This window comes from Mesorhizobium sp. WSM4311, from assembly GCF_002295115.1.
Lineage (GTDB): Bacteria > Pseudomonadota > Alphaproteobacteria > Rhizobiales > Rhizobiaceae > Mesorhizobium.
Genome location: NZ_NSFV01000022.1, coordinates 38,119 through 64,073 on the forward strand (window position 1 = coordinate 38,119; position 25,955 = coordinate 64,073).

19 protein-coding genes and 3 pseudogenes are annotated in these 25,955 nt (G+C 60.9%); 17 read left to right on the plus strand and 5 right to left on the minus strand.

Annotation, left to right across the window (positions count from 1 at the left end; translation table 11 throughout):
• Positions 1-121: 121 nt before the first annotated feature.
• Genes CK226_RS32370 through CK226_RS32385 form a run of 4 tightly spaced genes read right to left on the minus strand, consistent with a single transcriptional unit; the run spans position 122 to position 3,076 of the window.
• The gene (locus CK226_RS32370) at positions 122-1,681 is read right to left on the minus strand and encodes an E2 ligase fold family C protein (RefSeq protein WP_024505651.1); all 1,560 of its coding nucleotides are present in this window, start codon (positions 1,679-1,681) and stop codon (positions 122-124) included.
• Between the two features lie 3 nt (positions 1,682-1,684).
• On the minus strand, positions 1,685-2,173 hold the full coding sequence (locus tag CK226_RS32375) for a Mov34/MPN/PAD-1 family protein (protein ID WP_024505652.1): 489 nt from the start codon (positions 2,171-2,173) through the stop codon (positions 1,685-1,687).
• Complete coding sequence (locus CK226_RS32380; protein ID WP_024505653.1) at positions 2,170-2,787, minus strand: putative metal-binding protein; 618 nt, start codon at positions 2,785-2,787, stop codon at positions 2,170-2,172. Before CK226_RS32380 ends, CK226_RS32375 begins: the two co-directional genes overlap by 4 nt.
• On the minus strand, positions 2,780-3,076 hold the full coding sequence (locus tag CK226_RS32385; RefSeq protein ID WP_024505654.1) for a DUF2604 domain-containing protein: 297 nt from the start codon (positions 3,074-3,076) through the stop codon (positions 2,780-2,782). The genes CK226_RS32380 and CK226_RS32385 overlap by 8 nt, the downstream gene beginning before the upstream one ends.
• A 902-nt stretch (positions 3,077-3,978) precedes the next feature.
• Between CK226_RS32385 and CK226_RS32395 the strand changes: the two are divergent.
• The 17 genes and pseudogenes from CK226_RS32395 to CK226_RS32470 all read left to right on the plus strand — a co-directional run.
• Positions 3,979-4,872: pseudogene (locus CK226_RS32395) on the plus strand (hypothetical protein); the annotation flags it as partial.
• Positions 4,873-4,960: 88 nt separating this feature from the next.
• Positions 4,961-6,005 (plus strand): annotated as a pseudogene (gene fni, locus CK226_RS32400) (type 2 isopentenyl-diphosphate Delta-isomerase).
• 86 nt (positions 6,006-6,091) lie between these two features.
• Positions 6,092-6,323, plus strand: a pseudogene (locus CK226_RS35855) (IS5/IS1182 family transposase); the annotation flags it as partial.
• A 667-nt stretch (positions 6,324-6,990) separates the two neighbouring features.
• Positions 6,991-9,297: a S9 family peptidase gene (locus CK226_RS32405; protein WP_063169235.1), complete on the plus strand. Its 2,307-nt coding sequence runs from the start codon at positions 6,991-6,993 to the stop codon at positions 9,295-9,297.
• A gap of 833 nt (positions 9,298-10,130) precedes the next feature.
• Complete coding sequence (locus CK226_RS32410) at positions 10,131-13,595, plus strand: Ulp1 family isopeptidase (RefSeq protein ID WP_063169234.1); 3,465 nt, start codon at positions 10,131-10,133, stop codon at positions 13,593-13,595.
• A gap of 219 nt (positions 13,596-13,814) precedes the next feature.
• Positions 13,815-15,839, plus strand: a complete 2,025-nt coding sequence (locus CK226_RS32415) for a conjugal transfer protein TraG (protein WP_063169233.1) — start codon at positions 13,815-13,817, stop codon at positions 15,837-15,839.
• Positions 15,840-15,955: 116 nt separating this feature from the next.
• Positions 15,956-16,369, plus strand: a complete 414-nt coding sequence (locus CK226_RS32420; RefSeq protein ID WP_063170364.1) for a CopG family transcriptional regulator — start codon at positions 15,956-15,958, stop codon at positions 16,367-16,369.
• Positions 16,366-17,334, plus strand: a complete 969-nt coding sequence (gene trbB / locus CK226_RS32425) for a P-type conjugative transfer ATPase TrbB (protein ID WP_024502850.1) — start codon at positions 16,366-16,368, stop codon at positions 17,332-17,334. The genes CK226_RS32420 and trbB overlap by 4 nt, the downstream gene beginning before the upstream one ends.
• 12 nt (positions 17,335-17,346) lie before the next feature.
• Positions 17,347-17,655, plus strand: coding sequence for a TrbC/VirB2 family protein (locus CK226_RS32430; protein WP_024502851.1), 309 nt, complete (start codon positions 17,347-17,349; stop codon positions 17,653-17,655).
• Positions 17,655-17,927 (plus strand): VirB3 family type IV secretion system protein, encoded by a 273-nt coding sequence (locus tag CK226_RS32435; protein ID WP_024502852.1) that lies wholly within the window; start codon positions 17,655-17,657, stop codon positions 17,925-17,927. The genes CK226_RS32430 and CK226_RS32435 overlap by 1 nt, the downstream gene beginning before the upstream one ends.
• The gene (trbE, locus tag CK226_RS32440) at positions 17,921-20,371 is read left to right on the plus strand and encodes a conjugal transfer protein TrbE (protein ID WP_063169232.1); all 2,451 of its coding nucleotides are present in this window, start codon (positions 17,921-17,923) and stop codon (positions 20,369-20,371) included. Before CK226_RS32435 ends, trbE begins: the two co-directional genes overlap by 7 nt.
• The gene (gene trbJ / locus CK226_RS32445; protein WP_024502854.1) at positions 20,368-21,093 is read left to right on the plus strand and encodes a P-type conjugative transfer protein TrbJ; all 726 of its coding nucleotides are present in this window, start codon (positions 20,368-20,370) and stop codon (positions 21,091-21,093) included. Before trbE ends, trbJ begins: the two co-directional genes overlap by 4 nt.
• A gap of 33 nt (positions 21,094-21,126) precedes the next feature.
• Positions 21,127-22,449 (plus strand): P-type conjugative transfer protein TrbL, encoded by a 1,323-nt coding sequence (gene trbL / locus CK226_RS32450; RefSeq protein ID WP_063169231.1) that lies wholly within the window; start codon positions 21,127-21,129, stop codon positions 22,447-22,449.
• A complete protein-coding gene (trbF, locus tag CK226_RS32455; protein WP_063169230.1) occupies positions 22,450-23,181 on the plus strand; it encodes a conjugal transfer protein TrbF in 732 nt (243 codons plus the stop codon).
• Between the two features lies 1 nt (position 23,182).
• Entirely contained in the window at positions 23,183-24,208 is a 1,026-nt protein-coding gene (gene trbG / locus CK226_RS32460; protein WP_164548809.1) for a P-type conjugative transfer protein TrbG, read from the plus strand.
• On the plus strand, positions 24,205-25,419 hold the full coding sequence (locus CK226_RS32465) for a TrbI/VirB10 family protein (RefSeq protein ID WP_063169228.1): 1,215 nt from the start codon (positions 24,205-24,207) through the stop codon (positions 25,417-25,419). Before trbG ends, CK226_RS32465 begins: the two co-directional genes overlap by 4 nt.
• 12 nt (positions 25,420-25,431) lie before the next feature.
• Positions 25,432-25,674: a DUF2274 domain-containing protein gene (locus CK226_RS32470; RefSeq protein WP_024502859.1), complete on the plus strand. Its 243-nt coding sequence runs from the start codon at positions 25,432-25,434 to the stop codon at positions 25,672-25,674.
• Between the two features lie 29 nt (positions 25,675-25,703).
• On the opposite strand, the gene CK226_RS35405 is transcribed toward CK226_RS32470, so the two are convergent.
• A partial coding sequence (locus tag CK226_RS35405; RefSeq protein ID WP_206516445.1) for a hypothetical protein occupies positions 25,704-25,955 on the minus strand: 252 nt, incomplete at its 5' end.

Here is a 25,955-nt window from a genome sequence, read left to right on the forward strand (position 1 = left end):
ACAGGGATCATGCGCGGAGGACGATAGGCCGGCAAAGGAGCGGGCCAAGCGTGTGATAATGGCGCCCATGGTCACGCCCACAAGCCGCGCCCCCTGCGTCTACGGAGAGGTGCGCGTCTGTTTAGGCGGCCGAGACATCGCTTACCTGATCAACGCGCTCGCCGTATTTGCGCCTGTAAGCGGCAATGAAATCGTCGTCGCTACAGATGCAGCGGCCGCTGGAGTCCTTGGCCTTCGGATCGTGCAAGTGAGAGCCAAGGGGGCGCAGAAGATTCACCCGAGTGCTCGTCGTCGGGCTCATGGGAAACCCCGCACTATGTTTGACCAAATCCGCGGCAAGCATAATCCCGGCAAGCACCGACTGAAAGGCCATCGGAACCACAGTTCGAACGCGGCGACTTCCTTCGCTAAGCTGGAACACCAGACCGCCGCAGATAGCCTGCTGATAAAAGGAGCGCAGGGGCTGGCCGACAAACGGGGCTAGCGGTTCAAACGGCACAGCCATCGCTGTAGCCACGCGAACTACAAAGTCGTTGGGAACTCCGGCATTGGTCTGCAGGAGCGTTTTCACCTGCTCGTGTGCTTCCGGTATTCCGAGTTCCTCGGCAATCAGCTGGTGCTCGTCCTTGGATTTTCCGGATGGCAGGTACATGCAACAAAGGCAAGCCTGGCCGTCATCGAAACCATGCCGGGAGATACCGAGATCGTGCTCCTGCGTCCAAGCGTTTGCGATCCATCGCGGCAGTGCACCTTGGACAGCCAGACGGTCGGCGGCGGTGTCAAGCGCCACACCCACTTGGTCGAAGACCCAATTGCCCCGGCGCGCAACATATTCTGCCCACGTCAGAGGGTGCGCCTCGACCTCAAGGGCAGTCGATCTAAGGGCGGTGGCTGCAAGAACCGCTTTGGACATACCAATCTCCGCCTGGCCAGCCAATGCGTAGCGCTGCAGGTTTGAGAGTTCGATCGCTTCGTGATCGATTACATGCAGACGACCTTTGAGATCGGGTTGTCTCGCTAGCGCCCAAAGCGAGCCATGGCCTATCGCACCGAGCCCAACGAGGTGGGTTTCGCCAAGGTCGACTGGGAAGTCGATCGGGCCAGGCTCTCCGGCTTTGGTCTTGTCGTAGCTGCATAGCGAGAGGTCGATGGTTTCGTCCAACTCGGCGCCGGTCAACTGGGCAGCGAAGATAGTTCGAAAGACGTTGGCGGCGCCGAAGCAACTGGCGGCGCCAGCTCCATAAGGCAGCAGACTTGGGCCAGAGCCCACCGGGTCCGTACGCGACAGCTTTGCCGCCCAACCGTCCGATCCCACGAAAAAGATCGGGCACCGGAGTGATGGGCGCGTTACCCCTGCAACGACGCAGACGGTGGCAGACTTGCCGGAACGCCGGATGCCGACTTTTGGATTGATCGACTTTGCCAAGCGCTCCAGCGCTTGGGCTTGAGAGCTCGCCGCGCTGTCCAGCGGGAGTATCGCCAGAACCGGGTAGAGCCTAGCGAGCAATCTCACCGCAAGATCTAGTGTCGCCTGGCCTTCGGCGCAGGAAGCGGCCTGATGGTCGAAGGCGACTGCCACGACCTGCTTTTCAAGAGCTGCTTTGAAGTCTCCCAGATGAAAATCGGCCAGGACCTGAGATGCCGCCGTGGCGGCGCGATCGATGAAGTTAGCGAATGCCATTGTTCAACTCGATATCATGATCATTCGCGACAGTGCCGCGGGAGGGAGCGCATTCCATTTGGCCTTTTCGTCAAGCCGATAGGCGGCGACCCGAGCAAAATCGAAAGGCTCGCGGGCGAAATTCGGCACTACCAGCGACAGACACCCAACCGTGGTAGCAACCGCATAAGCGTCGTCCGTCGTCGAATGGTAGGCGCGGCCCGGATGGCTGTGAATCTGGGCCAAGAGTTTCAGGCCGCTTTTGTAGAGCCAGACATTGAGCCGGTGCAGTTCTTCGGCCGCAACGATCACGCAAACGCCATCGTTTGTCCGAATGTGACGCTGCGCCGGGATAACCGTCTCTGTTACGGCAAAGTGCCGCTCTTGCTGAACGCCGACCCAGAGCGCCATCCCCTCATTGCCCTCGCGACCAACTGAGCGCAGATGCCCATGCGTGGTCGAGATGCAGCCGCGCGGGAGAGTCACGATCGTTACATCTCTCAAACCAGTCATTCTTGTATCGCCTGAGGGGATACCACCATTCCTACGATTGTCGGTTGGAGTTGAATCTGCAACTGCTCTATAGGAACGATTCCGTACTTGATGATCTTGTCCAGGATGAAGGCCAAACAGCCTTCGCCAGAACCCCGATGAAGCAGCCATGGATCACCTGAATGGGCTGGATTGTCGTGGTATTCCCGGACGCCCGCCATGCACAGGAATGGTTCGTCCTCGGGACTGTTGGCCTGGATGAAGTCCGTCAGCGGCACGGCGTTCTGCTGGATGAGAGCTCCTATCATCTCCGGCGGCGTTCCGGGCAGCGGCGGACGTCTAAGCATTTTCAGGTATAGATCTTTCCGGGCAATCGGATGACGCGTAAACGGATCGACGAAGACCACGGACGGTGGTCTTAAGTCGTAGTCGGTGAAGTCGACCTCGCTCGCTGCGCTGACCACCCGTGGCTTTAACTTGGGGCTGGCGAAAATGAAGAAAGCGCGCGGAAAGGTCGCCTCGATCAAGAAGCAGCCCTGAGCCCGATAGACATCAGCATATGGCCGGAACCGGCCGATCTCCCGATCAAACTTCGCTCGGGAGACCTCCGGATCCACACTTTGGTGTTTAGGCACCTGCGACGCCCGCCTTCAGGCTGAGGAACAGGGTCACAGTATTCGGGAAACCGAAGTCGCCAAGCTTCTTGTCGACATCGAGCAAGTTGCCGGCCTCATCCTTGAATTCCCAATTCTCGGCTGGTTGGGCGACATTCTGCGTGTTCTCAAGGGCTTTGGTACGAATGACGTGAAGCGGCTGGTTGGGATTGGCTTCGACCTGCGTGGGCTGGCCGTTCACCACCACCGTGATCTCGATCTTGCCCGGTCCGCCGCCGTGATTATCGCCCTTACCCGAATCCTTCGACATTGTCCTACTCCTGTGGCTTGCCAACCGCCCCACGCCCTGGCGCCCACCTGCGAGTGAGACCGGCGGTCTTCAATCGTTCACCCGGCGCCACGGCCGCGAGTACGCGAAAGACAGGGGATAAGCTACCGAATCGGTGCTTGCCTTCTTTTATGGGTGACTTGAGCCGCAAGTAAATGGTCTCAAATTGCTCCTCACAACTATAATCGATTAGAGCAATGCAAAAATATTGGCGACACGCCTATTCATCTGCTCTCTCACTCGCCTGCTCCGTGCTTGGCAAGGGGAGCTTTGACTGCGTCACGCGTCCCCCAAGCAGCCGATTGCGCCGGCAGCGCCGTAGGAACCGTCGTTCAGAGTCTTCACCACTCAAGCAGCCGCATGGATGCAGCCGACGCTCGTCTCCACAAACAGCGCAAGTGGTGCCTTGTTGGATAAGGTCGCCTCGTCCCTGGTGCAGCATCTGTCGGAACGGGTCCGCTGCGAGACCATGCCTCATCATCGCGCATGCGCAGCAGCCGGCGGTCGATGCTCGTAAGGCGTTCTGCTCATTTCGTGGCGAAGGCGCTGCTCGACTCGCGGACATATGCGGGCACCGAGGCGGAGGCTGACCAGTCGGCGCCGCGTTCGCGGATGTCGCTTGCAATGTGCTCGCGTGCGTTTGCCGCCGGCGACCTTGCCGTCCTCGCCTGCTATGGCGAGCCGGCGCAAGCGGATTGCTCGATACTGCCGGCGAGGCTGCGGGCCGGTCCTAACGGCCGTTCACAAGAGCTTGCATCAGCAACTGGCAATCGGATCGATAACTTCGCGATCGCCGTTATGGCGCGGAGATGCGGTCTCGCCGGGTTGTGGCTGGCGCTTCGTTGTGGGCGGCGCGTCGTAGCCGAGGGAGCAGGGGCGGCGCCATGATCCAGACCGAACGCGCGCTGCAGCAGGTGCTTGAGTGGGGGCGTGCCCTGACCGGTTTCGCGGATGAGCATGCTGAGGAAGCGGTAAGGGGCGGCCAGTATATCCTGCAACGCATTCACCCGAGCCTGCGCGACACCAGCGCCCGCACCGGCCGCGATCCGCAGGACGAAACGCTGATCGTGGCGTTCTATCGCGAACTGGCGCTGCTGTTCTGGCTAGACGATTGCAACGACGTTGGCCTGATCGCGCCGGAGCAGCTCGCCGCCCTGGAGCAGGCGCTGGGGCACGGCGTACCGTGCGTGCTCTCCGGATTCGAGGGCTGCGCTCAGCTGCGCGCTTCGCTGGCTGCGCTCGCTTACGATCGTCACGACTATGCTCGGCTTCTCGACTATACCCGGTGCTACTGCGCGGCGCTGCGCGCCGGACACGCGCAGGCGGCAGGGGCGCGACGCTGGTCTTACGCCGAGTACCTGCACAACGGCATCGATTCGATCGCTTACGGGACCGTGTTCTGTTGCCTGTCGCTGCTGTGGGGGCTGGACATGGCGACCTTGCGCGCGCGTCCAGCGTTTCGCCAGGTCCTGCGGCTCATCTCAGTGATAGGGCGCCTGCAGAACGATCTGCATGGACGCGACAAGGACAGGTCGGCCGGCGATAACGCGGCGATCCTGCTTCTGCAGCGCTATCCGGCTATGCCTGTGGTTGAGTTCCTCAACGACGAGTTGGCCGGCCATACGCGCATGCTGCACCGGGTGATGGCGGAAGAATGCTTTCCCGCGCCGTGGGGACCGTTGATCGAGGCGATGGCGGCGATCCGCGCGCAGTACTACCAGACTTCGACCAGCCGCTATCGCAGCGACGCTGCAGGGGGAGGCCAGCGTGCGTCGGCCTGGACGCGCCGGAGGCGGCGGCTTGGGCGCGCTGCCGTCGGTTCGATCCGACGCAACGCCGTCGCCCGCTGCTACGGATGGAGCGAGCATGAGCGACACCGCCCTGAGCCGGGGAAGGACGAACATCTGGACATCGTGCTGGATCGGCGAACGGCGCCGGCCACGGTGGCCGCTGGCTGGGAGTACATCCATCTCGAACACTGCGCACTGCCCGAGTTGGACCTGACGCAGATCGACCTGCGCGCCTCGCTGCTGGGCAAGGCTATGCGCGCGCCGCTGCTGATCAGCTCTATGGCCGGCGGCATGCCACGGGCCGAGGCCATCAACCGGCATTTGAGCGAGGCAGCGCAAGCCTTGGGGATCGCCATGTGCGGTTCGCAGCGTGTGAGCCTGCAATCCCGCAACTCCCAGGGGCTAACGCGCGCGCTGCGCCGCCTGGCGCCAGACATTCCCTTGCTGGCCAATATCGGCGCCGCGCAACTGCGGGAGGCCGACGGCCTGGACCTGGCGCGTCGCGCGGTGGACGCGCTGGAGGCCGATGGGCTCATCGTCCATCTCAATCCGCTGCAGGAAGCGGTACAGCCGGAGGGCGACCGCGAACTGGCGCGGCGTCCTGGCGCTGATCGCTGGCGCCGCGCGCATCGTGGGCGTGCCGATGGTGGCCAAGGAAGTGGGGGCGGGCCTGTCCGCCTCGGTGCCTGTGCGCTCGTCGAGGCGGGCGTGGCGGTAATCGATGTCGCCGGCGCCGGCGGCACCAGTTGGGCCGCAGTGGAGGGCGAGCGCGCCCGCAATGCCGCCGACCGTGCAGTGGCGATGTCATTCGCCGATTGGGGGATTCCACCCTGACCAGCGTGCAGGCGGTGCGTCGGGCGCTGCCAACGGTGAAGCTGATCGCGTCGGGCGGGATCCGCGATGGCGTCGACGTGGCCAAGGCCATCCGCCTGGGCGCGGACATCGCCGGGCAGGCGGCCAGCGTGCTGGGCGCGGCGACAGTGTCCACCGGGGCCGTTGTCGCGCATTTCGAGATCGTCATCCGCCAGTTGGCCGTCGCCTGCTTCTGCACGGGCTCGGCTGATCTGGCGGCGTTGCGTCAGGCGCGCTTGTTGCCCTCGTCGCATTTGTCCGCCGGTTGATGTCGGCGTCGTCCGCACGCTAACAGCAGGCTGCTGAAATACCTACGCCAAAGACAGACTATTGATCCCCCTGGCGAGACGGCTCGATTGACGGGAGCGATGTGTTCATGGAGCAGCTGTTCACGATGAAGCGGTTGGAAGATTTCGTTCCAGCCGGTCATCCTGGTGCCCGCACCGGCTGATGATCAATGGAGCGCTGGTGCGGCTAGACGGCATCCTTTCCGGCATGTACGCCTGCAGTGCCAAAGGCGGTCGCCCCAGCGTTGCGCCGGAGAAATTGCTGCGGGCCGTGTGTTGCAGGTGTTCTACAGCGTCCGTCGGAATTGATGCAGCAGGTGCTGCTGTGGCAAGGCCAAGACCCGGGAATGCCGTCAGCTTTGATCAGGCGCTTCGGGCCGTCGGAAACGCGCGAAGAGTCCGGCTTTCGAAAAAGGCCGAACGCCTCAGATAAAGCCAGAACTCCTTGGGTCACCATCAAACCAATTTGACGCCCCGGGACAATTTCGTCCGGCATTGTCCGGTGTGCGACGATGTTGGGGATGCGACATAGGCGGATTGCCGTGTATTTAAACCGCTTTTCCTTTGGCACGCATATTGCGCCCTATCGGTAAACCTCGTCATGGGCCGGCGGCAATCGCTCGGAGATTGTCGAAATAGCACAATGATTTCTGCCGGGGTGACATCCGGCCCGACTAGAGCAGGACCTTTCAGATGATGCAGAAAAGCAAGCGGCCATACTCGCGGGGAAATAGTCGCGTCAGGGCTGCATGGACGCTCTTTCCTGGTTGTTTCGGCGGCGGACGCCAACTCTTCAATCGGCACCCGAACCAGTGCCTGGATGTCCAAGGAGCGCCCCTGTTGCGCGTGCCTGGCTGCACCCGCGTGCTGGCTCTCCTCCAAGGCGACGCTTCGGCGCTGCTGCAGACCGGCGACGAGAACCCAACTTCAAAATTAGCATTCCGAAAACCGAAAGAAGTGAACAGGTATGTCCAGGATCGGCGCTTTGACGCGCGCCGCATGGCGATCGGCAACTCAGACGCTGGCCAAGGGTTCGAAAAGTTTACACCCGACGCTAGCGCCGGCCGATTTCAAGCGCGCACTTACGATCAACGATCGATATGGCGGGCTCACTGTCAATGTCCCCAAAATGCCTTTCTGGCTGACCGGGGGTGAAGCCTTCGTCTACCGCCGGACTAGCCACGGCGAGCAGCAGTTCATGCAGGTCGATGCTGCCACGGGTTTCAAGCGGCCCGCTTTCGATCAGGCGCGTCTGGCGGCAGCGCTAAACAAGGTGAGCCATGAGAGCTATCAAGCCGGCAATCTTCCGTTCGACCGTTTCGAACTGAGTGAGGATGGTCGCAGGCTCGACTTCCAGATTGAAGACACCCGGTGGAGCTGCGACCTTGCAAGCTATGACTGTACCAGCACCACATTCGATGCAAGGAAAGGGGACCGTAGGGAGCTCAGCCACCGCTACACGCCGCCAGCGGAGAACAACCCCGACAAGAGCAACGCGTCGCCCGACGGCAAATGGATCGCCTATATCAAGAACTGCAACGTTTTCCTGCGCAGCGAGGACGGATTGCAGGATGTTCCTCTGAGCCGGGACGGAGCCGAAGGCAATTGCTACGTCTTTTCGACGCTGAGCTGGTCGCCGGACTCGCGCCACCTCGCCGCTTACCTTGTTCGCCCCGGCTATAGGCGAGAGGTCCGCTACCTCAATTCTTCGACGGACCAGTTGGAGCGGGAATATTCAACAAAATTCTATCCCAGGCCGGGCGATGTCCTTCCGCTGCCCCAGCCAGTCCTGTTCGACATTGCCGGCCGGCGCCAGATCGTGATTGACGGTGCCCTCTTCTCGAACGTCTTCGAACTTTCCCCTCTCCGGTGGTGGGCGGACAGCCGCGGCTTCACTTTCGAATATAACCAGCGCGGGCATCAGCTTTATCGCCTGGTCGAGGTAGACGCCGCCTCGGGCCGCGGGCGCTCCCTGATCGATGAGACCAGCGAGACATTCGTTGATTATTTGCCGCTGGGGCATGGCCAGGAGGATGCCGGAAAAATCTTCCGTTACGATGTCGATGACGGGAAGGAGATCATCTGGGCATCAGAGCGCGACGGGTATGAGCATTTGTATCTTTTCAACGGCCGGACAGGCGCGCTCGAAAACCAGATCACGCGAGGTGAGTGGGTCGTCCGGAGGGTCAACCATGTCGATCCGGTCAAGCGTCAGATCTGGTTCGAGGCGAGCGGGATGAACTCGCAGGAGGACCCCTATTGGGTCCATGCTTACCGCATCGGCTTTGACGGCAAGGGACTGACTGCACTGACGCCCGAACCGGCCAACCACCATATCGAGTTCTCGCCTGACAGGCGCTATTATGTCGATCTCTGGTCACGCATCGATCTGCCCCCGCGCATGGCACTCTACCGCGCCAGCGACAATGCCAAGCTCCAGCAGATCGAGACGGCCGACATTTCTGAGCTCGTCGCCGCAGGCTGGCAGCCGCCGCTCAGTTTCCATTCCAAGGGGCGCGACGGCAAAACTGACATCTGGGGCGTGCTCCACCTGCCAGCCAACTTCGACCCGACGAAGAAATACCCGGTTGTGGAGAATATCTATGCTGGACCCCACGGCTCCTTCGTCCCAAAATCCTTCTCGCGGTGGACAGAGCCGCTCACGCAGCTGGGCTTCGTCGTTGCTCAGATCGACGGCATGGGCACCAACAACCGCTCCCGCGCCTTCCATGATGTTGCTTGGAAGAATCTGAAGGACGCAGGATTTCCCGATCGCATTCTGTGGCACAAGGCGGCGGCCGCGCAATATCCATGGTACGACATATCCAACGTCGGCATTTTTGGCGCATCCGCCGGCGGCCAGAGTGCAGTCAGCGCGCTGCTCTTTCACCCCGATTTCTACAAGGTCGCCGTCGCCAAAAACGGCTGCTTCGACAACAGGATAGACAAGACCTGGTGGAACGAACTTTGGATGGGGTGGCCGGTCGGCATTGAATATTCGCAATCCTCCGCCGTTGACAATGCTCACAGGCTGCAGGGCAAGCTGATGATCGCGGTCGGCGAAATGGATGATAATGTCGATCCGTTTTGCTCGTTCCAGCTTGCCGATCGACTCATCAAGGCAGGAAAAGATTTTGACATGGTCTACGTTCCTGGTGCCAATCACCATACTCTAGGCACCTACACCGAGCGCAAACTCCTAGACTTCTTCGTTCGCAACATTCTCGGTCAGACCCCGCCCGACTGGAACACCAAACCGATCGAGCTGGAATAGCTTGTGGCTCTTGCAATTGTTAGCTCGCCTTATCAGCTGTAATCAGGGCGAGGCGCGAGCAAATCTGCACCGAAGGACGATCGTGGAGTCTAGGACTTGCGCTGCGTATTGAGGATCGGCTCGCCGCGACGTTGGTCTGAGCAAACTGCTTGATAGGCACGCCTGCAGACCGCGTGTGTGCGATTGCAAGATCCCCTATCAGCCTGGTGTGAAGCGTTCAGGGGAAAAGCCGCACCCAACGCCGCTTCCGCTCGCCGTAACGCTACGGCGGTGCGGCCCACCGATCCGCTCGACGAGCATTGGAACACATAGGTCCCCGAACGGACGATTGCCTTGGCAATAGAAGACCCTCGTCGGTCATCGCCGCTGTGGGTGGCAGCCCGTCGGTCTGGAGCTGCCACGATTCTCATCCTCGCGTCACATATGAGCTGAAGCTTTCCGGATCGGGTATCCAATCGGCATCCAGTTGCTCGGCGATATGGTTGAATTCTGCCCTCAGGACAAGAGTGAGTAGAGCAGCCCCGCTACGAAAATCCCATCCTGGTTCGTTTGACGCATCGACTATTCAGATTGATTGGCGTGATACCCGGCGCGGCCGCAACACGCGAGGCCGTCAACCGCTGAGCAGAAAACCAGCCTTCGCCTTCCGCGGCGGCGGACCTCGTCAGCCTCTCGAAAGCTTGCCTGAGTAGGTTGCTCATGTGATCTGTGGAAGTGAGGATAGCGTGCACCCGTACAAACTAGACATTCATCGTGGCAGCTTGGCTGCAGGTGCAGCACGCCGTACCGCACGAGCAAGCGGACAGGCCGGCCAAGCCGGTTTTGAGCAGCACTTGGGCGAACTGCAGGCGGCGGACGAGTTGATGGGTGCGCTAGGCGAGGAGGTCCTCGTCAATGGCTCGCATGGTAAAGGTGAGTTGAGACCAACGAAGAGGCAGAGGATCCAAAGCAATCTGCAGCATGCTGTCACTGAGCGGCAACCAGGTGAGGTTGGCAACTCAGGCGCTCGCGTGATGATGCAACTCCCCACCGATCAGGTGGGTACATCGGAACGGGAGGCGCAACTTGTGATGCAGGGGGACGAGCACGAATACACCCCAGCACCGCATCTCGACGGGTCGATGCCCTCGACAGTGCAGCCGGATCGTCCAATTGTGGTCCCCGACGGTGCCGACAAGCGTCCTGTTTATTCCAACGATGCCACCGCCATCGAAGGGCTGAAGTCAGCACTCCTTGCGGGTAAAGCCAGGCCGGACACGGTCACTCGCAGCACAAATTCTCTTTTCGGCTTTAGTCGTTGGCTCTTTCAAAACAACAAGCCAGGGCTTGCTGCTCGGCTTTACCATCCGTCGCTGAGCCAGGATCTCGAGGAGTACGAGAGTAGGGGTGGTTCCTCCACCGTGGCTGGCGCACTGCGTCAATTGATGAAGTCGATGGGCGGAGCCGGCCCGATTGTGGGTCGCGCTGTCCTGAACCCCCATCCTGACGACGCCGCGCTCACCAGACATTTCAGATCCGCGAGCGGCTACGCAACTGCTCTTAACCATTTCAGTCATTACCTACGTCAAAATGACAAGCTCGGAATTGCGGGTCGCATTTACGATAAATCGCTGGATAAAGATGTTGAGAGCTACAAGGCCGCCTCCTCTAATGGTGGAGCTCCGATCGAATCTGCGCTGGTTTATCTCCGCAAGAACCCGCCGCGCGTTATACTCGGGAATCATCTGGAAAACGCGGTCAGCATGGAGGCTCGTCCCCGTGGCGACGCTGCTCAGCATACCGCACCACAGCAGGGATTCGATTGGCCAGAGGAGCTCCTGCCGGTAGGTTATAAGGAGGGCACCGATCTACCATTGTCTCTCGCCCCAACCGCGCACCAACACCAAGCGCCCGACTTTGGAGAGGCCGTCCCTCACTTGAACTGGCGCCACGGCGACCAGGGCGCCCCGGAGGAGCTGGTAGCTGCACGGGACAGGAGCAGCCCGCTGCCAAGCGAGGCGGTGCCACATAAATCTGGACGGGGACTCGCTACGCAGCCCAGATTGTGGGCGGAGAAATCCGCCTCGCCAGAGCTCTTTCGACGGCGGGCGGAGCAGGCTCTGCCGGCGTCCGCCAGAGGTGTGGAGACATCCTCCGCGGTTGATGAAGCCGCGCAGGCCGCTCGCCAAGCTTTGGCTTGGTTGCAGCAGGAGATGGAGGGGATCGAACCGATGCAGGATCCTCATGAGGTGGCTACACCGGAATGTGAGGCGCAGCTCGTCAGGCAGAGGGATGAGCACGAATCCACCCCAGCACCGCATCCCGGAGGTGGTGGGTCGATGCCCTCGACAGTGCAGCCGGATCGTCCAATTGTAGTCCCCGACGGTGCCGACAAGCGTCCTGTCTATTCCAACGATGCGACCGCTATCGAAGGGCTGAGGGCAGCATTCCACGCGGGTAAGGCCAAAGCGAACACGGTCACTTACAATGTAAATTCTCTTTTCGGCTTTAGTCGGTGGCTCCTTCAAAACAACAAGCCAGGGTTTGCTGCTCGGCTTTACCATTCGTCGCTGGATCAGGATCTCAAGGAGTACGAGAGTACGGGTGGTTCCTCCACCGTGGCTGGCGCACTGCGTTACCTCAAGAAGTCGACAGGCGGAGCCCCGATTATGGCTCGCCCTGTCGTGATCCCCTATCCTGACGATGCCGAGCTCATTAGAAATTACAGAGCCGCTTCGACCAAGGAGTACCTGGCAGCGCCTGCGACCGGACGGAATCCAGATACCGTGGGCGGCTATACAAATTTTCTTAGACATTTTAGTCAGTACCTGCGTCAAAATAACAAGCTTGGGATTGCGGCTCGGATTCACGACAAATCGCTGGATAAAGATGTTGAGAGCTTCAAGGCTGTCTCCTATGGTAATAGGCTAAGTATCAGTTCTGCATTGGCTCACCTCCGGGATATCCTGCCGCGCATTGTGCTCGGGCGCGAAACTGTCCTTTCTGCTCATCCGGCAGACGCAGTCACCAGGCGCGTTGGGGCCGCTGCTGAAGCTGGGCCAGCGGCACCGGCAAGAGCTCCCCAACCCGCCTCGCCAGCAACCGCTAGGCTGCCAGGCACCTACCGCGGCCTTCCACTGGTTGATGTGACCACACTGACTACCAGTTCCTCTGGGGCTCAGATCGGGGCGCTCGATCCGACAGCCCCGTCCAACGTTGCAACGGGGCGGGTGCTCGGCGCCGCCGAATGGCTGAGCGACGCCCATATCCAGAGAGATTACAATTTGCTGGAGGGGCAACTGCAGGGGATCAATCCGGCGCTCGCTGCCCGGACTCGGCTGGTGGATCCTTCCGTATCCCATCTACTGCGACACACGTCGCCGCAAGACGCTCGAGGCATATTGCAGTCCATCTATAATCAAAACAACGCCACAGCCGACTTCCTGTTCTTGCCAGTGAATAATGGCACGGCTACTAGCCCCGGCACCCATTGGTCGCTGCTGCTCGTTGATCGCCGCGACCCGGAAAGGCGGTTCGCCTATCACTACGACTCCCTCCAGCGAGAGGGATATAACGACGTGCCTGCAAAACAGCTCGCAGGACTGCTGAATGCCACCTTGGCGCCAGCCCCCATGGCCAGACAGACGAACCATTATGATTGCGGCGTATTTGTCCTGGAGGGCACGTGGGCGCTGGTTGAACGATTGGTGAAAGGGCAGCGGCCAGACCACGAGCCGCTGCCCCTCGACAACCTCGTTGCCGATCGGCAGGCGCTGCAAGACCGGCTAAGGAGGCGCTTGCCGCACGAGGAAGAGCCGCGGCAGCTGCTGGAGGATGAACCCGCCTCCCCACCGATGATGGCATTCGAGCCAGGGGAACTGCGGCAACTGTTGGAAGACGAGCCTGCCTCCCCACCAATGATGGCGTTCGAGCCAGGGGAACTGCGGCAACTGTTGGAGGACGAACCTGCCTCCCCACCAATGATGGCGTTCGAGCCAGGGGAACTGCGGCAACTGTTGGAGGACGAGCCTGCCTCCCCACCAATGATGGCGTTCGAGCCAGGGGAACTGCGGCAGCTGTTGGAGGATGAACCCGCCTCCCCACCGATGATGGCGTTCGAGCCAGGGGAACTGCGGCAACTGTTGGAGGATGAACCCGCTTCCCCACCGATGATGGCGTTCGAGCCAGGGGAACTGCGGCAACTGTTGGAAGACGAGCCTGCCTCCACTTGGGCACAAATCAATTCGACCCCACATGCGCGAGCGGACGGTGTTCATCAGCCAGCCCAGGCGCCGTGGCTCCCTGAACGCAGAAGATAACTTTGCGGAGGAGCGGTCACGCAACTGTCGGCGGCGCCGGGCCTCAGGGTGAATGGAAAGGATGGAGTGGCGGATGGTGTCGCGTGAAGGCGCAACACGCGTGCTGACCGACCTGCATACGTAGGAAGTCGTTCATTGCTCCCAAATCGTATGTGAGGAACATTCCTGTCCCGGCTGCGCCGCGCGATGCTAGGTCGCGTTGTTCAGCGGGCCAAGCCGATGACACCTACGAAGCTACTGATCGGGCAGATCGCCGTTGTGTGCGCAATTGTCATTATCGGCGTATGGACGGCAACCCAATGGTGCGCTCAAATGCTGACCTACCAGACGCCTCTCGGCGCACCATGGTTTCTCTTCGCCGGCTGGCCAATCTACAAGCCGTGGAAGCTGTTTGAATGGTGGTTCCACTTCGATGCTTATGCGCCGGAGGTCTTCGACAAAGCCGGTACGCTTGCAGGCGCCAGCGGATTCCTGGGTTGTGCCGCCGCAATCGCTGGCTCGCTTTTGCGCGCGCGACAGCGCGGGTCGGTTACGACCTATGGGTCTTCACGGTGGGCCACGACTCATGAGGTCGAGACGGCAGGGTTGTTACGGCCGGCGGGCGTTTTCCTCGGTAGGCTGAACGATCGCTATCTGCGCCATGACGGCCCGGAGCACGTCATGGCATTTGCGCCGACGCGTTCGGGCAAGGGCGTGGGGCTGGTTGTTCCAACGCTACTTTCCTGGACCGGGTCTGCCATCATTCATGATATAAAAGGCGAAAATTGGCAGTTGACCTCCGGCTGGCGGTCGAAATTCTCGTACTGCCTTCTGTTCAATCCGACCGACCCGAGATCGGCACGCTACAACCCGCTGCTGGAGGTGCGCAAAGGCCCAGATGAGATCCGGGACGTTCAAAACATCGCCGACATCCTCGTCGATCCCGAGGGCGCGCTGGAGCGACGGAACCACTGGGAGAAGACCAGCCATTCACTCCTAGTTGGCGCCATTTTGCACGTGCTCTACGCTGAAGAGGACAAGACGCTGGCCCGCGTCGCCACCTTCCTGTCGGACCCGCAACGCTCGTTTGCCGCAACGCTACGGCGGATGATGACGACAAACCATCTCGGGACGGGGCATAACCCTCAGGTCCATCCCGTAGTGGCCTCGGCGGCTCGCGAACTCCTGAACAAGTCGGAAAACGAGCGCTCAGGCGTCCTCTCGACCGCCATGTCCTTTCTCGGGCTTTATCGTGATCCAACGGTCGCGGCGGCCACTTCGTCCTGCGACTGGCGCATCGCTGACCTAGTGGATGGAGAGCGACCGCTGTCGCTCTATCTGGTCGTGCCGCCTTCGGATATCTCGCGCACCAAGCCTTTTGTGCGACTGATCTTGAACCAGATCGGCAGGCGGTTGACGGAGCGTCTGGAGGGGGACCCGAAGAAGAGCCGTAAGCATCAGCTGCTCATGATGCTGGACGAGTTTCCGGCGCTCGGTCGCCTCGACTTCTTCGAAACGGCGCTCGCCTTCATGGCAGGTTATGGCATTCGCTCCTATCTGATCGCACAATCTTTGAACCAGGTTTCAAAGGCCTATGGCGAGAACAATGCTATTCTCGACAATTGCCACGTGCGAATTGCCTTTTCCTCCAATGACGAACGCACGGCCAAGCGCATCTCGGATGCCCTCGGCACCGCAACCGAACTTAGGTCGATGCGCAACTATGCGGGCCATCGGCTTGCGCCCTGGCTTTCACATGTCATGGTGAGCCGCCAGGAAACCGCGCGCCCGCTCCTGACGCCAGGCGAGGTGATGCAATTGCCGCCGTCAGACGAATTGGTCCTGGTTTCTGGGTTGCCGCCGATCCGCGCCAAGAAGCTGCGCTATTATCAGGATCAGAATTTCACAGATCGGGTGCTGCCTGCGCCGGTGCTGCACGACGGACCCTATGCGGACTGCCCTGCATCACGCCCGGACGGCTGGACTGGACAAGTGTGCAGCGTCGATAGCCGACTTGCTGCGGACGAGGAAAGCGCCGACGCGCCAGTTGAAGACGAGGGAGGCGTTCAGCAGCAACGCCATCCAAGCCTGCCCGAAGAAGACGTTGTTGTCTCTCAAGAGCCCGATCAGGCCGATCTGTACAAGCCCGCAGACGATGACAGCGAAGCGCTCGCGGACAAGCGTGTCATGGATCGGATTTCCACTGCGGCCCGCGTCTACGGTATCAACGAGGGCAGGGGCGACGATGTCATTCCCGGCTTCTGAAGTCCGCTGAGTTGCAGAGCGCACCTCAGCGTAGATAACGGCCATAAGCAATTTTGAGCGTCTGGCCGATGCTTCTCCCGTCGCCGGCGCAACGCCGGGCCGTCGGAACGATCCGCATGAAGCCGCACCGCATTCGCCATCAGTTTCTGCTTGAGCCGGAGCTCAGCGAGAAACTGGACAACCTCAGTCGCGATCCGTCAACGACCAAATCAGCGATCGTGGGGAAGGCGATCGAGGCGTTCATCGAGCGGCGTGGCGAGAGCGAGTTCGATCGGCGCTACGGCGTAAGGCTTGACCGGCTCTCCCGCGATCTTGCCCACGTCAGGCGCGATTCCGAGGTGATCCTGGAGAGCCTGGCGCTCTTCATCCGCTTTTCGATCACCCTTCACGCCCACACGCCGGTCCCGGATCGGGCAACGCAGGCTATTGCCCAAGAGCGTTTCGAGAAATTCGTTGAGAAGGTCGGCCGCCAGATCGCTTCCGGCAAAAAGTCGCTTAGCAAAGACAATGGTGGGGGAGGGGAAGGATGAGCTCTCATCCCGAGGCCGACCACCGGCGGCGTGTCATGCTGCGCACCGCCATGGGTCCGGCAATCACCGAAGCCCTGGCCGATCCGTCCGTCATCGAGGTGATGGTCAATCCCGACGGCGCGCTGCGACTCGACCGGTTAGGCGAAGGTCGGGTCGATACCGACGTTCACATGCACCCGTCCGAGGCAGAACGTATCATCCGCCTGGTTGCTTCGCACGTGCGCGCCGAGGCGCACGCCGACAACCCGATCGTCAGTGCCGAATTGCCGTCTGGCGAACGCTTCGAAGGCCTGCTGCCACCTGTGGTGTTGGCGCCATGTTTTGCCATCCGCAAGCCCGCCGCGAAAGTCTACACCCTGGCCGACTATGTTGCCGAACGCATCATGCTGCCGCTGCAGGCCGATGCGCTGAAAAAGGCCGTCCGCGAGCGGCGCAACATGCTGATCGCCGGCGGCACTTCCTCGGGGAAGACAACACTCGCCAACGCTCTGCTGGCTGAAGTCGCCGAATGCGACGATCGGGTGATCCTGATCGAGGACACACGCGAACTGCAGTGCGCGGCCAGGGACTGCGTTGCCCTGAGAACAAGGCGGGGCTCGGTCACCCTTGCCGATCTCGTGCGCTCGACGCTGAGGCTCAGGCCGGACCGCATCATCGTGGGCGAGGTGAGGGGCGCGGAAGCGCTCGACATGCTGAAGGCATGGAACACCGGGCACCCAGGCGGCATCGCTACCGTACACGCCAATTCCGCGCGCTCGGCTCTCTATCGCATTGAGCAACTCGCCCAGGAAGCGGTGGTCACCGTTCCCCGCCGGCTCATCGCTGAGGCGATAGATCTGATCGTCTTCATAGCGGGACGCGGCTCGTCGCGCCACATCGACGCAATCGCCGAGGTCACCGGTCTCGACGGCAGCGGCGATTACGCCGTTGCCCCGCTCACGCTTTCGCAACTCCAGCAGCTTTGAAAGGCCTTCCTCATGCGCAAGAAGCTTCGCTTTCTTTCGTCCACAGCGCTCGCGTTTCTTATCACGGCCCCGGTTTATGCCGCCGGCTCCGGCATGCCGTGGGAGCAGCCGCTGCAGCAGATCCTGGAGTCCGTGCAGGGACCGGTCGCCAAGATCGTTGCGGTGATCATCATTATCACCACCGGCCTGACGCTTGCCTTCGGCGACACCGCCGGTGGTTTTCGGCGCCTGATTCAGATCGTCTTCGGTCTGTCGATCGCCTTCGCGGCATCGAGCTTCTTCCTCTCCTTCTTCTCCTTCGGTGGTGGGGCGCTCGTCTGATGGCCGCCGGGGAGCAGCATATCGAGGGCTTCGCAGTACCGGTCCACCGGGCGCTGACCGAGCCGATCCTGCTCGGCGGGGCTCCGCGCGCGGTGGCGATCCTCAACGGTACAGTGGCCGCGGCCATTGGCTTCGGCTTGCAGCAATGGATTGCTGGTCTGGTGCTTTGGATCGCAGGCCACTCGTTAGCGGTGTTTGCCGCAAGACGCGATCCGGACTTCGCCAGCGTGCTTGTGCGCCACCTACGTCTGAAGGGGTGGCTTGCATGCTGAACCTTTCGGAATATCGAAGCAAAGCCGACCGGCTTGCCGACCATCTACCCTGGGCTGCCTTGGTGGCGCCCGGCATCGTGCTCAACAAGGACGGCAGCTTTCAGCGGACGTTGCGGTTCCGCGGCCCGGATCTCGAAAGTGCGACGGAGGCTGAACTCGTCGGCATTTGCGCCCGGGCGAACAATGCTCTCAGACGCCTTGGCTCTGGCTGGGCATTGTTCTTTGAGGCCGAGCGCACAGAAGCGCTGGGCTATCCGAACTCGCATTTTCCTGACGCCGCGTCGTGGCTGGTCGACGAAGAACGCCGCGCTGCTTTCGAGGGGAAGGTAGCGCACTACGAGAGCCGCTATCATCTGACCTTGGTGTTTATGCCACCGCCGGACGCCCAGGCGCGCGCAGAAAGCACGCTCGTCGACTCTCATTATTCCCGAGGAGAAAGAGACTGGCGCCAGGATCTGGCGAGGTTCCGTGACGAGACCAACCGCGTGCTCGATCTCTTCTCGGGTTTCATGTCCGAAGTACGCGTCCTCGATGATGCTCAGACGTTGACCTACCTCCACGGCACGATTTCGCCTCGTCGCCATCCTATCATGGCCCCGGAAACGCCGATATATCTGGATGCAATCCTGGTCGATGCGCCGCTTACCGGTGGCCTGGAGCCGATGCTGGGTGAGCAGCATCTTCGCACACTGACCATCCTCGGCTTTCCGAACCTCACCCGGCCCGGAATCCTCGATACCCTCAATCATCAGGATTTCGCCTATCGCTGGATGACGCGCTTCATTCCGCTCGAGAAAACGGAAGCCACGAAGACGCTGACGCGATTGCGCCGGCAGTGGTTTGCCAAGCGCAAATCGATCGTGGCAATCCTACGCGAGGTCATTACCAACGAGCCGGTCCCGCTTGTCGATAGCGATGCCGACAACAAGGCGCTCGATGCCGACGAAGCCCTTCAGGCATTGGGCGGTGATCATGTGAGTTTCGGCTATCTCACCACCACCGTGACGGTGTGGGGCGAGGATCGCCAAGCCGCTGCAGAGAAGCTTCGCGCGGTCGAGCGCATCATCAATGGGCTCGGCTTCACCACGATCCGAGAAGGCGTCAATGCGGTCGAGGCTTGGCTCGGCTCATTGCCTGGCCATGTCTACGCTAACGTTCGCCAACCGCTCGTTCATACATTGAACCTTGCCCATCTCATGCCGCTGTCGTCGGTTTGGGCCGGTCCTGCGACAAACGAGCATCTCGCGAAAGTCACCCAAACCGAAGCGCCACCGCTTTTCGTTGCCGAGACCAGTGGGTCGACACCGTTTCGGCTTTCCACCCACGTCGAAGATGTCGGCCACATGCTGGTTGTTGGTCCGACCGGCGCCGGCAAGTCGGTTCTGCTTGCTCTGATTGCTCTGCAGTTCAGGCGCTACGCCGGCGCCCAGGTTTATGTCTTCGACAAAGGCAATTCGGCCCGTGCTGCAACACTTGCCATGGGTGGAGAACACCACGCGCTAGGAGCGGACGGTTCCCTTGCCTTTCAGCCACTGCGCAGCATCAACGACCAGGCTAGCCGAAGCTGGGCGGCCGAATGGATCGCCAGCCTTGTTGCCCACGAGAACGTCACCGTCACGCCGGAGGTGAAGGAGGCTATTTGGTCAGCGCTGGCCAGCCTTGCCACCGCGCCGGCGCAGGAACGCACACTGACCGGTCTTTCGGTCCTGCTTCAATCCAATGCGCTGAAGACCGCATTGATGCCCTACACGCTCGACGGTCCCTTCGGCCGCCTGCTCGATGCCGATCATGATGGGCTGGCCTTGTCGGATGTGCAGTGTTTCGAGACCGAGGAGTTAATGCACAGCCAAAGCGCTTTGCTGCCGGTGCTTACCTATCTGTTCCAGCGACTTGAGGAACGGTTCGACGGACGGCCCACGCTGATCATGCTCGACGAGGCGTGGGTCTATCTCGACAATCCGCTGTTCGCCGCCCGCATCCGCGAATGGCTGAAGGTGCTGCGAAAGAAGAACGTGTCGGTTGTCTTCGCTACGCAGTCGCTGGCTGATATCGCGGGCTCTGGCATAGCGCCGGCAATCATCGAAAGCTGCCCGCAGCGCATTTTCCTTCCCAATGATCGTGCCGTGGAACCCCAGGCGCGCACAGCCTACGAGCGCTTCGGTTTAAGCGAGCGGCAGATCGAATTGATCGCCCGCGCCACGCCGAAGCGTCAGTATTATCTGCAATCGCGCCGCGGCAACCGTCTGTTCGAGCTCGAGCTTGGCCCCATCGCTCTTGCGCTTTGCGGTGCTTCCGATCCGGCCACGCAGACTCTGATCGACAGGATCATGTCCGAAGACGGGCAAGGCAGCTTTGCCTCGCAGTTCCTGATCGCGCGCGGCCTCGATTGGGCCGGCGAACTTCTCAAGCAATTCCCTCAACCAGACAAGGAGCAATTCTCATGATGCGGCGACGCCTTCTCTCCGGCCTGATCACCGTTTCCCTGATCGCCAAGCCTATGGCCGACTATGTGCAGCCCGCCTACGCCCTTATCGTGTTCGATCCGTCCAATTATGCGCAGAACGTGCTGACGGCCGCGCGCGCATTGGAGCAGATCAACAACCAGATCCAGTCGCTGCAGAATCAGGCGACCATGCTGCAGAACATGGCGCGCAATCTTCAGCGTCTGGATTTCTCTTCCGTTGGCCAACTCACCGGTTCGCTCCATCGCATCGACGGCTTGATGGACCAGGCGAGTGGCCTCAGCTTTGATCTGGGCAAGCTTCAAGACCAGTGGCGCAGCCAATATCCGGAAAGCTACGACGCCACGATCAAAGTCAGCGATGTGGCGAGTGCTGCGCGGGAGCGTTGGCAAACCGCCATGCAGGCGTTCCGCCAGACCATGGGTGTCCAGTCGCAAATCGTCGAGAACGTCCGCGCCGACGGCGATCTGCTCGCCGATCTCGTCAACCGCAGCCAAGGGGCGGCCGGTGCGCTTCAGGCAAGCCAGGCCACCAACCAGCTGATGGCGCTTTCGACAAAACAGCAGATGCAGATCCAGACGCTGCTCGCAACGCAGTTTCGAGCTGAGGCCGAGGATGCCGCCCGCAAGGCCCAGTCAGACGAAGCCGCCCGCGAGATGACGAAGCGATTCTTGGGTACCGGCTCGGCTTATCCCGGCAATTAATCACGAGTTCATCACGACGAGAAAGGCAGCGGCATGAACGACCTTGGCGTCATCGATCGCTTCATGGAGACCTTCATCCGCTACATCGACAGCGGGTTCGGTCTGCTATCGGGCGACCTCGCCTTCCTCACTACCATTCTGATCGGCATTGACATCACACTTGCCGGCCTGGCGTGGGCGCTCGGCGACGAAACCAGCGTTCTCGGCCGGCTTGTCCGCAAGGTGCTCTATGTTGGCGTCTTCGCCTTCATTCTGAACAATTTCAAGAACCTCGCCGATATCGTTTATCGTTCTTTTGCCGGTCTCGGGATTAAGGCGTCGGCCGGCAATCTGTCGGCAGACAATCTCTTGCGCCCGGGCCGCATTGCCGCGACCGGTTTCGAAGGTGCTTGGCCAATGCTTGACCAAGCCAGTCAGCTCCTGGGCTTCCCGGAAATCTTCGGCAACGCACTGACCATCTTCGTGCTGCTGATGGCCTGGTTCCTGGTCATCATCGCCTTCTTCATCCTTTCCATCCAGCTTTTCATCACCATCCTTGAGTTCAAGCTCACCACGCTGGCAGGTTTTGTTTTGGTTCCATTCGCACTTTGGAACCGTTCAGCGTTCCTGGCCGAACGCGTGCTCGGCCATGTTATCTCGTCAGGCATCAAGGTGATGGTGCTCGCCGTCATTGTCGGTATCGGCTCCACGCTCTTCGGGGAGTTCGCTTCCGCATTGCAAGGCAAGGAGCCGGATCTTGCCGGTGCCATGTCCCAGGTACTGGGCGCACTGGCATTGCTTGGCCTTGGCATTTTTGGGCCGGGGATCGCGTCGGGTCTTGTCTCAGGCGCACCGCAGCTTGGGGCGGGCGCCGCCCTCGGCACGACCGCGGCGGCAGCGGGTGTATCACTCGTTGCTGGAGGCACAGCATTTGCTGGCGCGCGTATGGCAACCAGCGGCGGTGTCGCCGCCATCCGAGCCGGCACAACAATGGGATCGGCTGCTTCCACGTCATGGCAGATCGGGCGCGCAACCTCGCCCGACGCTGGCCTCTCCGGTGTGGCTGCTGGAATGCATGGTGTAACCAGTGCAGCTGGCGGCGCCGCTATACGCATAGCGCGATCCGCCACTGCAAGTGTTGGGCGCAACGCCGATGCCGGGCGCGATGCCGCGTGGACCGCGACCGGCGGCACGCCGACAGCGCCAATGACCGAACGCTCTGCCGGTTCGGCCACTGTTTCGGCGCCGACGTGGGCAAGGCGCCTACGTTCTGAACAGACCGCCCGTGCAAATCGCCACGCTGCCATGCAAGCTGTCCGAGACGGAGACCGGCCGGGAGGCAGCGCCACCCCCTCTCTCAACGACAAGGATGACTAGATGCTCTTCAAGCGACCCGTGCACCGTTACGGCAAAACACCCGAACCGGTCACGCCGTATCAAAAAGCCGCCCAGCTGTGGGACGAGCGCATCGGCTCATCTCGACTGCAGGCCAGGAACTGGCGGATCATGGCCCTTGGCTGCCTGGCCTTGGCGACCGGGCTTTCCGGCGGACTCGTATGGCAGTCGATGCAAAGCCGTGTCGTGCCTTATGTCGTCGAGGTCGATGGCTTCGGCGAGACGCGCGCCGTCGCGCCGGCGATCCGGAATTATGAGCCCTCGGATGCTCAGATCGCCTGGCATCTCGGCCGCTTCATCCAGAATGTCCGTTCCGTTTCCACCGATCCGGTTTTGGTACGGCAGAACTGGTTGGCAGCGTACGACTTTGCTAGCGATCGCGCAGCGCTCTTCCTCAACGAATACGCCAAGGCGAACGACCCCTTCGGTCAGATCGGAACGCGCAGTGTTTCGGTACAGGTCACCAGCGTGGTCAGAGCCTCCGAAAGTTCATTCCAGGTCAAATGGACCGAGCAGGTGTTTGAGCGCGGAAGCCTTGCCAGCACGATGCGCTGGACTGCGATCCTCACGATCGTGATTCGCTCGCCAAGCAATACGGATCAGCTGCGCAAGAATCCGCTCGGCGTCTTCATCAATGCCATTGACTGGTCACGCGAGCTCGACAGCGCCGTCCCAACCCCCCTTTCTCCGACGGAGTCCACCAATGAAAGGTAAAATGTCACCGATTCGTGCCGTGCTGATCCTATCGGTGTCGGCAGCGGTCGTTTCCGCTTGTGCATCGAAGAAGGTGCCGCCGCCTGAGATTTCCTATGACGCTGCCGACTTCAAACCGGCCGCGATCGAAAAGGCGCCGGAGAGGCCGATTAGAATTGTCGAGGTGCCAAAACCACTGCCGCTGCCTGGCCAAATGCAGCCCGAGCCCGGCAAGGCCGAGGACAAGCGCCCCCCTGAAGAACGCGTCGCTGATGCCAACAAAGCCGCGACCCAGCAACCCACCAAGTACGGGTATGTTAATGCCGTGCAAGTCTACCCCTTCACCGATGGCGCGCTTTATCAACTCTATGCCGCGCCGGAGCGCGTGACCGACATCGCTCTGCAGCCGGGCGAGAAACTAACCGCCGTGTCGGCTGGCGACACCGTGCGCTGGGTCATTGGCGATACCGCAAGCGGCACCGGTGACAATCAGCGCACCCATGTTCTGGTAAAACCCTTCGCGCCGGGTCTTGCCACCAATGTCGTCATTACGACGGACCGGCGGACCTATCATTTGCAGCTTCAAAGCACCGAGAAGACCGCAATGGCGGCAATCTCCTGGACCTACAGCCAAGACCAGATCATCGCGCTTCGCCAGCGCAATGCTCAAGCCGAGGCAGTTACACCGGTCGCGTCGAATATCGCGCTCGAAAACCTTCGCTTTCGCTACTCAATCAGTGGCGACACACCGCCCTGGAGACCGACGCGAGCCTTCGACGACGGCAGCAAGGTCTATATTGAGTTCCCTCGTCGCATAGATCAGGGCGAGGCGCCACCACTCTTCATCGTCGGCGCAGATGGGAGCAGCGAGCTCGTCAACTATCGCGTGCGCGGCAACTATTACATCGTCGATCGGCTCTTCGCCGCGGCCGAACTTCGCCTCGGCACCAAGCGGCAGCAGGTGATCCGCATCAGCAGGATTGACGGCAGGCAACCGCAACGGCGGATCTCGCTCTTTCGCGGCAGCCGGCGAGGTGAGGACTCATGATCGAAAATTCCCGCTCTGGCATCCCGCCGAAACTGGATCCCGAGGAACTGCAGCTTCGGGCCTCTCCCCGCCGCGTGGTGCGGTTCAGGCGCGGTGTGATCATCGCGATCGCAGCGCTCGGATCCGGCGCTGTCTTCGGCGTTACCATGATCGCCCTCCAGGGGCCGGCCCTTCGCATCAGGGATCAGGCGGAAGATCTCTACAACACTGAGCGCAAACCAACCGCCGAGGGGCTCGATACGCTTCCCCATGACTATTCCGGCATGAAGCCGAAGCCTCCCGTCCTTGGGCTACCTTTGCCGGGCGACCTCGGCCGCCCCATCCTCGAGCGGCAGCGCCAGCTCGGCATCGTGCCGGGCCAAGACATCTCGGCCGAGGAGCAGCGTCTAGCGCAGCAGGCGATCGAAGCGCGTGAATCGCGGGTGCTTTTCCGCGTCGAAAATCGAGCTCAAAAGACAGATGTCGGAGAGAGCGTGCAAACTGCTCAGCATCCATTTGAGGCGCTTCCCCAATCCGAAGCAGGACGCGCGTCAGCCTCGGTGGCGGCGGCGGAAGGCGACCAGAACAATCAGCAGCGAAAGCTTGATTTTCTCAGCCAGCGGAGCACTGGCGGGATCTACAATCCGCATGCGCTGCAGACGCCGATCTCGCCATATCAACTGATGGCTGGCAGCGTGATTGCCGCCAGCCTGATCACCGGCATCAATTCCGATTTGCCGGGCCTTGTCGTCGCGCAAGTCACCGAAAATGTGCACGACACGGTCACGGGCAACATATTGCTGATTCCGCAGGGCTCACGTCTTATCGGCGTCTACGACAGCGTCGTCGCGTTCGGGCAAAAGCGAGCGCTGCTGGTCTGGCAGCGCATTCTGCTGCCCGACGGCTCGTCGGCCGAAATCGACAATCTGCCCGCGAGCGACACCGCCGGCTACGCAGGGCTGGAAGACGAAGTCGATTTCCACACTTGGCAGATGATCAAGGGAGTGGCGCTTGCCACATTGCTCGGTGTCGGCACAGAATTCAGCCTCGGCGAAAACGAGAGCGATCTGGTCAAGGCGATCCGGGAATCAGCCCAGCAGAACGCCAGTCGAGCCGGCCAGCGCATCACCGAAAAAAACCTCAATATCCAGCCCACCATCGTCGTCCGCCCAGGTTGGCCACTGCGCGTCATCGTGCACAAGGACATCGTGCTGCGGCCATACGCCAGTTGAGCAGGAGTTATCATGGCTGACCTGAAACTTGGAAAACTTCCGGACCGAACAGCTTCGAAGATCACCATTACCGTCAGCGCGGAGCTGAGCCAAACACTCAAGGAGTATGCTGCACTTTACCGTCAGACCTATGGTCAGTCTGAAACCGTGGCAGAACTCATCCCTTTCATGCTGGCGGCGTTTCTGGAAGGCGACCGAGCCTTTGCCAAGGCCAGAAAGGAACGTCTGCCGACGGAGCTTGCCGGAAAATCGTGACTCCTCCGCTAGGGCAGCTGGAACATTGCCTAGCTGTCGCGACCTACCTGCTCCTCGCGAAGCATAGGATCAAACACCTTGGAATGCAGGTATGCGCAAGAGATGATGTGGAAGGAGATACCGCGCAACAGCCTAAGTTTGCATTTTCGATTTGGTCGGCCGTGAACTATCCGCAAGCCATTGATCTGGCCTGTTGATTGAGGCGGATAGCGGCTTTGGAATTGCAGGATTAGCGGTATTTGGACGCTGTTTTCCTGCAATTCGGTTTTGCGATTCCCTTG